Raw genomic sequence first — 10,042 nt, 5'->3', positions numbered from 1 at the left:
TCCTTCGGCAGCCAGCCTCACCGTTCCGAAACTTGCCTCCCGATTACTTTACCCTTATGCGTCACCCGACAGCTTCGGTGCCGGCGGCTTAGTCCAACAGACATTTAATGGTCATGCTGCGCACGACCATTAAATGCTTGGGTGTTAGGGCTGATCGTAGTGTCCACCAATGGCGAAAATATAAATGGATTTATCATCGAACCGGTATATCAGCCTATCCTTCTGTGAGAGGCGTCTTGACCACAGGCCTGATAAGTTGTGTTTGAGCGGTTCAGGTTTGCCGGTGCCAGTGGATGGATCTTCAGACCGGAGCATTTCTTTCAACAATTTGCAGAGAGCCTTGTGCAGCTTTTTGTCTTTCTCGCGCATCTTTTCATAGGCTTCCCAGGTATTGCCCTCAAATACCAGTGATCTCATTCATCTGCTCATCATCAGGTGTGAATCCTTGGCCACGGCTGTGAGTATTGAGGGAGGCCGCAATCTGTTGCATCAGGTCTCGGTTCTGGAGAACGTGCAGGGTTTCTTGTTCTCTCTCCCAGTCCTCAGCACTAATAACCACGAAAGCCTCTCCGGCACGACGCGTTACCTTGAGGGGTTCGTGTCTACTAATGACCTGCTCGACAAGGTTTTTCAGATTGTCTCTAAATTTGTTTACACTGATTATGTCCATAGCTCCACCATCACGTACGGAAACTCCGTACAACTATAGCGCAATAGCCCTAACAAGGCCAAGCACAGCGACAGCTTTTTTGTTGCGGCTTCGCCTCCACTACAAAGCTGCCCGTGTTGGCAGCGTTAAATGCCGGTGATAGCCAGGTCCAGAGCCCCAACAATTTGGTCTCTGAAATGTGAGAGGGAGCCAATGGGGCTCTTGAGATATTTTTCAGACACGGAGGAAATTTGCGGAGTTAACAGCAACAGCTCCTGATCGGCAAAGCTGATTTCCGGAGTGAGCCCTTGCATGGCTTCGCCACCGAAGGCAGAACGTTTGCCCAAAGGGATAACAATGCGAGTTGCCAAATCGCTCAGGAGGCTGCTCTGAATATCCACAAGGTAAGGGTATTGGGCCATGCTGATTTTGCTCGGGTTGGGGTACACATCGAACTGTGGCATCAGAACTCCCTGAACTCGTCGCCGAAGCATCCATGTTGTTCGACGAAATCGTTGTAACTTTTTATCGCAGCGCGATTTTCTTCAACCCACTGTGCGGCTTCGCGTTTCGAAAGCTCTTCTTTCAGAGCTCGTTCCAGGGTGGCAGACAAGTTAATGTTCAGTTCCCGGGTTTTACGCAGCAGATCGCTATTGATTGAGAGGTTCACTGCTTTTTTGGGGGCGGCTGAATTATAGAGTTCGGCCATGAGGGCCTCCAAGTAGACTTTCAATGCACAGCTTGATCGTATGCGCATGGCTATGCGCATGCAAGCATTTAACCAATGGCTGTTGTCGGGCGTGCCTACGCTTGTGGAAACCCGGGACTGGAAACCCGGGACAGATCTATTTTCGGTGCGGCCAAATACCTCGCCAATATAACCAAGCGCAGCAGTAACCAGACGAACGAGGAGGGGTATGAACATCCACGACCAGGCTGGGCTGGTGGCCCTAATCGTCAGTCTCACGGTGGCCGGGTGCGGCGGTGGAGCGAAGGAGAGAGACCACTCGCCGCAAGCCAATGCAGAGCGGGAGGCCGTTCAGGCGCCAGCGTGGACAGCCGGCATTATTGACCACCCTCGACCGGATCTGCCCACCTCGAGGCTTGTCGCCGTCCGTACCGGCACCCACGAGGGCTTTGATCGGGTGGTCTTTGAGTTTGATGAGCAGGTCCCGGGCTATCACACCGGGTACATCGACCAGCCCGTGCGGAAGTGCGGCTCCGGAAAGGTCGCGCACCTGACCGGTGATGGCTGGCTCGAGGTCCGGATGTATCCGGCGAAAGCGCACACCGCGGAGGGGCAGCCGACGGTCACCAATCGTGAGCGTAGGCCCAACCTGCCCGTGCTCTCTGAGTTGGAGCTGACGTGTGACTTCGAGGCTGTGGTGACATGGGTCTTTGGCGTTGAGTCGCCAAACCGCTATCAGGTCCGCGAATTGAGCAGTCCGTCGCGCCTCGTTGTCGAGGTGCGGCACTGAAACCGCCCGCCCTGAACCCGAAACCCGGACAGATCTATTTTCAGTGGTGCCGCAAACCGAACTCTTGCTATACGCAGAGGCCGACGGAGGTCCTGGAAAAGACGCTGCCGTTTCTGCAGGCGGCCTGAGAAACATCAAAAAACATAAATGAAGCCAACACCGATCTCCGCTTCATAATCATTCCGAGATATTGGGCTATCTGAAACGTCACTCCCAAAGGCTTCGTAAAGAGCTTCACCGAAAATCTGCCAGTTTTCGTTCAAGTAATTTCTATAGCTAACATTGATACCAAATGATCTGTACCCGCTATCAACATCGGTTTCCGGAAGACCTGAATCGATGGATTGCCGTCTGTCCACACCAAAGTCCCGGTTGGCTAACTCACTATCGTGGAAAGTGACAGCAGCGCCAATTTCCCAGCCAGTGCCATCAGGTTCGCAAGCCAAACAGGTGCCTGCGCCGAAAATCCCTAGCGTACCGATTTCTCCTGTTAATACACGGCCGTCTAAAAAGTAACGCCAATCTTCTGCAAGGGCATGACGCACTTCCAACAGCAATGCCACCCCAGAATCCGATTCGCCTAACCCATCCAGTCTGCCATCTTCTGAATCACCCTCTTCACGGCCCTCTTCGTAGCCTACAGAGGCTTGAATCAACCAGGCATCCTTGGCCAATGTTCGCCACCCAATGGCTTCACCTGCCCAGAAAAAAATGTGGTCACCAGTCCGCCACTGAACACCCCCAGCCGGATCGATCTCAAACTCGAATTCGTCCGAACCCTCATAAGCAGTCTCATATTCAACGCCCAGCCCAAGCCCAACACCCCAACCGTCGCCATCTGTAAAATCGACGATAGAAGGAAGCGGAACGAGAGCGGTTCTCGGCTCCGCCGCGTTTGACGATCCAAAACATGAAAGTGCGCCGAGAAATGTGGCGACTTGGAGGACTATTTTTTTCATCGTTTTCCCCTTGCAAGCAGTAGGTGGTAACACGACTTACTCATCACTATAGATGATTATTTTTAAGGTAAGCTTCCGGCCATCACACCTTGTCAGGTATAGCCGGCTTCCAGTTGTGAGGCAATCAATAGCTCATCAATGGCGTGGTTTTTATGCGTCAGCAGTCGTGTTAGAACATCTTTTAGGTAGGCATAGGGGAGACCGGGACAGATCTATTTCAAAGGTAGGCAACTGCCATCGAAAGTACCGCAAGCCCGATCATCGCGGCCCAGGTGCCGGCACTGGGGCCAGTTAGGTCCAGAGGGCCGTCTACGCCCGCGAGCTTCAGTGTGGTGAAGCGCTATAATCTGTACAGACAATCTGAATCTTGCTGTCTGATTAACCGCGTCAACTCTGCCGGTTTCTCTGCGGTTGGGTTGCTCTCACCGGACGACATTTGACCGCTAAAACCGCCATTGCTAGGTTGGGCCCGGCAGCCAGCGCACAACTCCGGGGTGCGGTGTGTTGCTGATGTCGTATACGGGGGGTACCGCATCCTCGTGAAAACAAAGGAACCCAAGACGACAAGGAAACCCATGCCCACTGGATCTTTAAGCCTCAAGGCGTTCAGGAAATCCTTGAGAATGTTGGGACGCAATCTGCTGCCCTGGCTGTTCGCCGTGCTGGTCACTTCCATACTCGGCTCCCTGGTCCAGTCCACGGTGAATATTATCAGCGTGCTCGAGATGGGGTCTTATGCGAACTGGCGCGATTGGCAGCGGACGATCCTCCATGATCTGCTCACGTTCGCGCCTTTCTACGCCTTGCTCGTCGGCGTTGCGTTTCTGTTCGCGTTTCCCACGGCCCTGTGGCTGACGCGCAAGTGGCCCAGGTTGCGCTCGGTATTGCTTGGTGGCGCAGGTGCCGTGGGCCTGGCGGTGGCGTTCGTCTTCTCAAACGAGATCGCGGCGATCCCGACGCTGATCGCTGCGACACGCCACGTCAACGGCTTTATTGCCATGCTGGCCACCGGCATTATCGGGGCCTGGGTCTTCGCGCGCACCAGCGGCAAGCCCGAATTCCGGTCGCAGATAGGGTTCACCTGGACCCATCTGGCGTTTCCGGTCGCCGTACTGGTTGCGGCTTTCGCCCTCCATGTGACCATGCGCCCGGAGCGCCAACTGGCCATCGATGATTACCCGCTGGAAAACTACCGGGTCGCCATTGTTGTCAAAGGGCTTGAGTATCCGTGGAGCATGGTGCAACTCCCCGACGGGCGACGTCTGGTCACTGAGCGCACCGGTGATGTTCGCATCATTGACCGCGAGGGCGCGTTGCTGAAAGAACCCCTTGATGCTGTGCCCGAGGTTGTTTTCGGCGAGCAGGGCGGGCTGCTGGACATGGAGCTTTCACCGCATTTTGAGCAGGACCGGACGCTTTTTCTGAGCTATGCCTGCGGCTCGGTCGAGGCCAATAATCTCTGTGTCGGACGCGGCGAGCTCAAGGGCGACGAGCTGCAGAATTTCCACCCCATCTTCCAGGCGAAGCCGCTGAAGGACACCACCGTGCAGTTCGGATCGCGCATCGTGTTCCTTCCTGATGACACCCTGGTCGTGTCGGTAGGCGATGGCTTCGATTTCCGGGAGGAGGCGCAGGACCTGGGTAATCACATCGGCAAACTGGTCCGGCTGAACATGGACGGCTCAGTGCCGGACGACAATCCATTCGTCGGGCAGGAGGATAAACGACCGGAGATCTACAGCTACGGACACCGAAACCCACAGGGACTGTTCTACGATCCGGATTCCGGAAGGCTGTATGAAAGCGAGCACGGACCCTACGGTGGTGACGAGGTCAACATCATCGAGCCCGGGGTGAATTACGGCTGGCCGCTGGCGACCGAGGGCATCAACTACCCCGGCTCCAGCATTACGCCCCACGACCAGCTTGAAGACATGCGGGGGCCCATCAATCACTGGACGCCGTCGATCGCTCCATCAGGGATTACGGTCTACCAGGGCGACGGGTTTCCGGAATTCAACGGCGACCTGCTCGTCAGCGGTCTTGCCGGGCGTGGCGTATTCCGGCTGAACCTCGAGGACGGCGAATTGGTCGCCGATCAGCGCCTGTTTCACGAGCTCAACAAGCGCATTCGCGATGTCATCGTCGGCGAGGAGGGCGAACTCTACCTGCTGACCGACCACGCATCAGGTGAGATCATTCGCATCGACCCGACAGACGACCTTGGCGCGGACTGAAAACCTCAACGGGGCCTGATATTCTGGTTCACCCGGAACAGGTTCTCCGGATCGTACTTCTGCTTGATTTCTACCAGCCGCTTGTAGGCGGAGCCGTAGGCAAACTCGACCCGGTCCGTTTCATCATGGGACAGAAAGTTGATGTAAGCACCACCGCTGGCGTAAGGCCTGGCGGCCCCGAAGAAATCGCGGGCCCATTGGCGGCATTGATCGTCTTCGCCGGCGGTTTCCCAACGGCCATGCACATTCATTACATAGTTGGCGTCGCGGTTGGAATAGGCCATGGCGTCGTCGGAGACCCGGCCGGTCTGCCCCCCAATGGAGGCAATAAAGATCTCGCAGTGGGGGGAGGGTAGCTTGTTGCCGTAATCCATCGCAACCCGGATGACGTCGTCGGTCAGCGCCACAAAATTATGGGATTTCCATTAGTTCCGTGCGCCGTTGGTCAGCAATGGGTCAAACGCCTGCTGCCAGTTAACGTAGGGCTGAACACCGATATGCTCCCCATGGGCCTTGCCGAACGAGCGCAGAGGCGCGATCAGCTCTTCGCCGATTTCCGGGTCCCCTGCGTAGCAGATCGCCAGGGCGATGATGGGCTCGCCATGGACCGAATCAGGCAGGAAGGGCAATGGTGGCGCGTGGCGAATTACCAGCCATACGCTGAGCTCATCGGGCATGGTTTCGGTGAATCGTGCAAACTGAGTCAGCACCGACTTGGCCTGGTTGAATGGAAACACGATCAGACCACTCAACAGCTCTGGCCCCACCGGGTGCAGCTGGAACTCGAACCGGGTCACAATGCCAAAGTTACCGCCGCCGCCCCGGGTGCCCCAGAACAGGTCCGGGTTTTCTGTGGCACTGGCGCGGGTCTGGCGCCCATCGGCGGTGACCATGTCCACAGAAACCAGGTTATCCACTGTCATGCCAAACTTGCGGCTGAGCCAGCCGAAGCCGCCACCCAGAGTCAAGCCCGCAACTCCCGTGGTGGAGTTGATACCCAGCGGTGTCGCCAGGCCATGGGCCTGGGCCGCTGCATCAAAATGCGCCAGTGTGCAGCCTGGCCCTACGAAAGCACGCTGTTTTACAACATCGACTTCAACGTCTCTCATTGGCGACAGATCGATCATCAGGCCATCGTCACACACGGCGTTGCCAGCGATGTTGTGTCCACCGCCCTTGACCGAAATCAGCATTGACTGGTCACGACCAAAGTTGACTGCAGCCACCACATCCTCCGCCGAATGGCACTGGACAATCAGCGCCGGCTTTCGGTCGATCATGGCATTCCAGATCTGGCGGGCTTCGTGGTATCCGGCGTCTGCCGGCTGGAACATGGGGCCACTGAACAGGCCTCTGAAGGTATCAATCGCTGCTGGCGGTAACCTGGTCATGTCGCTCTCCCTGCCCCTGCCCCGTAGGCGTGTTTCTCTATCTTGCGCCCATTAAGCGGGAACACCAGCGCGTCATTAGACCGTTTAGGGACTATGGCGGATCCGTTAGCCATTTTTGCATTAAGCAATGTGCAGGTAGGCGGTTTGACGCCAAAGGCCGGACGTCTTCTTGCGTGAACGATTGGCGCTGTGCTTCAGCAGGGTGTAGCTTAATAATTGACCGCAATGCGTCGATCAATCCCGACCTTCCCGGGAATGCCACCGCATTCGCAGGAGCATCCGATGACCCGGCGCCTCACAAAGCACGCCCCCTCATGAACAGTCCTGAAGGCCTCGATCTTGTGATCGTGGGTGGGGGCATTGGCGGCATCATCTGTTTGAAATATGCCAGAGACGCCGGGTTGAACGTATTGCTTCTGGAGCGAGGAGACCGCATCGGAGGCCTGTGGCGGGACCTCCCTTCCTGGCAGGACATCCAGTTCCGCAAGGAGGACTGGACTCTTGGCAATCTGCCGCTCGCCGGAGAGGACCAGGCCTCCATTCTGGCTAATATCGAAGCCTGGGTGGAGCGCTTTGAACTCTTACCCTATATCCGCCTGAATGAATCTGTAACAAGCGCCCGACCGTGCGACAACGGCTGGCGCCTGACAACAGATACCGCGGAGTATGAGGCGACCTGGCTCATCGCCGCCACTGGAGGTCACAATCGTCCCTTCGTCCCGCAACTGGAGCGCACCGACTCTTCGGTCGCCGAACATCATTCCTCCGCCTTGCGGGATCCCGAGGACTTGCGAGACAAGCGTGTCACCGTCGTGGGCGGCGGTGCCTCGGCGTACGACCTTCTGGACCTCTGCTTCGCCCACGGCGCCCGCAGTGTCACCTGGGTCTATCGTTCTACTAGGTGGATGCGCCCGACACGCCGGGTCAAACACCTTGGTATCGACATGCGGGTGCTGGCCAGGTACCAGATGTTGTGCCTGCCGGCGGGCCTGGTCCACCGGCTGACCAATAAGGATCTGCGGGCGAGGTACGCAAAAGCAGGCATCAACGCGATCATGCCAGAGGCGGACTTCGACATCCGACGCGACCAACTCATACCGGGACGGCCTGGCATGATTGCAAATTTCGAAAAAATTTCACGCCATCAGGGTGAAATACGTTCGCTGCGCGGTAAGACCGTCGAACTGTCAAATGGTGAGCAGATTGAAACCGATCTGCTGCTCTGGGGGACAGGCTATGGCGTGGACTTCGGCTTCCTCGGCCTGGAGGGGCTTTCCAGCGCAAAGGGCCTCAACGAAATCAGCAGCCGCTGTTACTCGGGTTTTCTCAGTGCCGAGGCGCCCCACCTCTTCCTGCTGGCGCCGGGTGTGCTCGAAACCAACACCTCAACGCCCTGGGCCTACGCCCACGTGGCCAGGTCCATCATCTCTCACATCGGGGGAACGCCGGTGTTTGTGAAGCCGCCGTGTTCATCTTTCACCAACCATTATGATCTGGTCAAGTTGCTGGCGGCGCAGGATCGTGGCAACTACCCTTTTGCTGTCTGGTATCTGAAGTATCTCTGGCTCGCGATCTGCCATCCCTGGAAACGGCCGATGCCCATGCCTTGAAGGGGACAGGCCGTCCGCATAAACCCTTGATGTATGGTAGCCGTAAAACGTGCGAAGTAGTTCTGGCGGTGTTCCCAAAGGACTTTGACTTTATGCACCCGCTTGAGCCAATTAAGCCCCCTGAAAACGCTGCTACGGACGGTCCAAGTCACTCCGGAAACTCTTTGCAACGCTCGCGAGGCGTCAGCACTTTTGATTCAGTTATGCATGCAATTAAATGGCGTGCCGTTCATTTTAGGCGCATAGTTTCTTATAGGAATTAACCAGGGGCTACCGAACCGCACGTTGCTGCCGTGTTTTCTGGGAATTATTGCAGTCGGGCCACACGTCTCCATGCGCGACAAGAGGCTGCCCGCTTCAGCTACCTCCAAGGAGGCAGATGCTATGGACGAGCAGCCCTTAACGCGGCCGGCTTCAGCACGAGCGGTCTCATCAATTGGTTTTCCTGGTAAAGCGCTTGTCGGGTTGGGCATCGCGGTTGTGCAATTGGCGCTATCCTCCTGCGGGACGGTCGACACTTTGTCCCAGGCGGTGCCGCAGATTACGGATGTTTACGATCCCGGTTCCGTAACGCTACCGCAGACTTCACCACTACAACTTACGGCAGTTTACAAGATGGGCACCTGGAATACGGCCCAGACCGAAAAACTGTTCGGTTTCTCACGCGTGCAAACGATAAACGGACAGGTTGTGGCGCCGACGCGGGGTCCGGGAGCAAGCCTCGTTACGAACCTGACCTGCCAGAGCATCGCGCAGAATTCGGAGCGCTGTACCGTCACGCTTTGGGGCCTTTCATCCGGGAGCTTTAGATTCCAGTGGTTCCTCGAGCGACTCGACGCACCGGCGAGCGACGACAATCTCATTGAGGCACCGATGCCTTATGGTGAGATCGAGTTGGTGCGCAACGCCGCCGCGCCGCCGCCCCCGCCATGCAACCCCATGCCTTGCCCGCCTCCGCCACCAGTACCGGTGCCCCCGATTGAGCTTTTTGACCCGGAAGATGGCGAAACCTGTGCAGGTCTGCCAACCCAGGCCGGGAGCGGATCGACCACTGTTCCGCTGAGGTGGGTATGGCAGGGTGACGAAATAGTCACCGCGCGACCAGGGGACTATCAGGTGATGGTGGAAAAGATTGGCGGAGAAGACTGTGCGTCCCTTGATCCGGATTCGTCCGGCCCTCTGGCCGGACTGTTAGACATAGACCATCCGGATGCCGCCGTATTCAATGAGTTCTGCAAGGTCGTCAGGCACAACCTCAACGACACAGCCGTGCTTCTGACCGCTGGCGAGAGCCATCAATGGCGAGTACGGAGAATCGAGAACGCAGCCGCGAACCCGGCGCAGTTTGGTCCCTGGACGCCATGGTGGAGCTTTACGGTCAGAACCGAAGCTTGCGGCAATCCTTAGAGCCGTGCAGATAAGAGCCGTTCATGGGCCCCGCTATGTGGCCCTGTCTGCGCCTTTTGATTGGTCATGCTAGGCATTAACTTTAGTGACTCTGAATTCAAGCTGGGCATGACTGCCTCCGCCCCCAACCCGAAAACGTAGTCGCTGGTCTTTTAGTCCCTTGAACAGAAGGCCATCGCGGAGCTGTTCGACGACAAGATCAACAGCCTTGGAGTTGCGCTCTGCGTTAAACCTCCAGGGCAGTAGCCATGAATCGGTGTTCATCATCGCGCGAAAAGGCTAGCCAAGACCTTGGGTGAACGTTGGCCTTC

11 protein-coding genes and 1 pseudogene are annotated in these 10,042 nt (G+C 56.9%); 4 read left to right on the top strand and 8 right to left on the bottom strand.

Annotated features, from left to right (window positions below; genetic code table 11):
- Window positions 1–144: 144 nt before the first annotated feature.
- The 4 genes from G7W63_RS06755 to G7W63_RS06740 form a co-directional block, all read right to left on the bottom strand.
- Window positions 145–417, bottom strand: a complete 273-nt coding sequence (locus G7W63_RS06755; RefSeq protein WP_166255036.1) for a Txe/YoeB family addiction module toxin — start codon at window positions 415–417, stop codon at window positions 145–147.
- Complete coding sequence (locus G7W63_RS06750) at window positions 398–670, bottom strand: type II toxin-antitoxin system Phd/YefM family antitoxin (RefSeq protein ID WP_166255033.1); 273 nt, start codon at window positions 668–670, stop codon at window positions 398–400. Before G7W63_RS06750 ends, G7W63_RS06755 begins: the two co-directional genes overlap by 20 nt.
- A 125-nt stretch (window positions 671–795) precedes the next feature.
- The gene (locus G7W63_RS06745) at window positions 796–1,113 is read right to left on the bottom strand and encodes a CcdB family protein (RefSeq protein ID WP_166255030.1); all 318 of its coding nucleotides are present in this window, start codon (window positions 1,111–1,113) and stop codon (window positions 796–798) included.
- Window positions 1,113–1,358: a type II toxin-antitoxin system CcdA family antitoxin gene (locus tag G7W63_RS06740; protein WP_166255027.1), complete on the bottom strand. Its 246-nt coding sequence runs from the start codon at window positions 1,356–1,358 to the stop codon at window positions 1,113–1,115. The genes G7W63_RS06745 and G7W63_RS06740 overlap by 1 nt, the downstream gene beginning before the upstream one ends.
- A gap of 208 nt (window positions 1,359–1,566) precedes the next feature.
- On the opposite strand from G7W63_RS06740, the gene G7W63_RS06735 reads away from it, so the two are divergent.
- Entirely contained in the window at window positions 1,567–2,127 is a 561-nt protein-coding gene (locus G7W63_RS06735; protein ID WP_166255024.1) for an AMIN-like domain-containing (lipo)protein, read from the top strand.
- 134 nt (window positions 2,128–2,261) lie between these two features.
- Here G7W63_RS06735 and G7W63_RS06730 read toward each other — a convergent pair whose 3' ends face one another.
- Together G7W63_RS06730 and G7W63_RS20180 are read right to left on the bottom strand one after the other, a co-directional pair.
- Window positions 2,262–3,086: a MipA/OmpV family protein gene (locus G7W63_RS06730; RefSeq protein WP_166255021.1), complete on the bottom strand. Its 825-nt coding sequence runs from the start codon at window positions 3,084–3,086 to the stop codon at window positions 2,262–2,264.
- A gap of 82 nt (window positions 3,087–3,168) precedes the next feature.
- A pseudogene (locus tag G7W63_RS20180) lies at window positions 3,169–3,283 on the bottom strand (transposase domain-containing protein); the annotation flags it as partial.
- 378 nt (window positions 3,284–3,661) lie between these two features.
- Here G7W63_RS20180 and G7W63_RS06720 point away from each other — a divergent pair.
- Window positions 3,662–5,323, top strand: coding sequence for a PQQ-dependent sugar dehydrogenase (locus G7W63_RS06720; RefSeq protein ID WP_166255018.1), 1,662 nt, complete (start codon window positions 3,662–3,664; stop codon window positions 5,321–5,323).
- Between the two features lie 5 nt (window positions 5,324–5,328).
- On the opposite strand, the gene G7W63_RS19805 is transcribed toward G7W63_RS06720, so the two are convergent.
- Entirely contained in the window at window positions 5,329–5,730 is a 402-nt protein-coding gene (locus tag G7W63_RS19805) for an FAD-binding oxidoreductase (protein ID WP_207308901.1), read from the bottom strand.
- A gap of 18 nt (window positions 5,731–5,748) precedes the next feature.
- On the bottom strand, window positions 5,749–6,714 hold the full coding sequence (locus G7W63_RS06715; protein ID WP_207308900.1) for an FAD-binding oxidoreductase: 966 nt from the start codon (window positions 6,712–6,714) through the stop codon (window positions 5,749–5,751).
- A gap of 314 nt (window positions 6,715–7,028) precedes the next feature.
- On the opposite strand from G7W63_RS06715, the gene G7W63_RS06710 reads away from it, so the two are divergent.
- Entirely contained in the window at window positions 7,029–8,324 is a 1,296-nt protein-coding gene (locus G7W63_RS06710) for a flavin-containing monooxygenase (RefSeq protein ID WP_166255015.1), read from the top strand.
- A 384-nt stretch (window positions 8,325–8,708) separates the two neighbouring features.
- Complete coding sequence (locus G7W63_RS06705) at window positions 8,709–9,731, top strand: hypothetical protein (RefSeq protein WP_166255012.1); 1,023 nt, start codon at window positions 8,709–8,711, stop codon at window positions 9,729–9,731.
- The last annotated feature ends 311 nt before the right edge of the window (window positions 9,732–10,042 follow it).

The organism is Marinobacter salicampi (genome assembly GCF_011074795.1).
In the GTDB taxonomy this organism is placed as follows: Bacteria; Pseudomonadota; Gammaproteobacteria; order Pseudomonadales; family Oleiphilaceae; genus Marinobacter; species Marinobacter salicampi.
The sequence above is the reverse complement of the archived record's forward strand: the minus strand, read 5'-3'. Positions and strand labels throughout refer to the sequence as shown.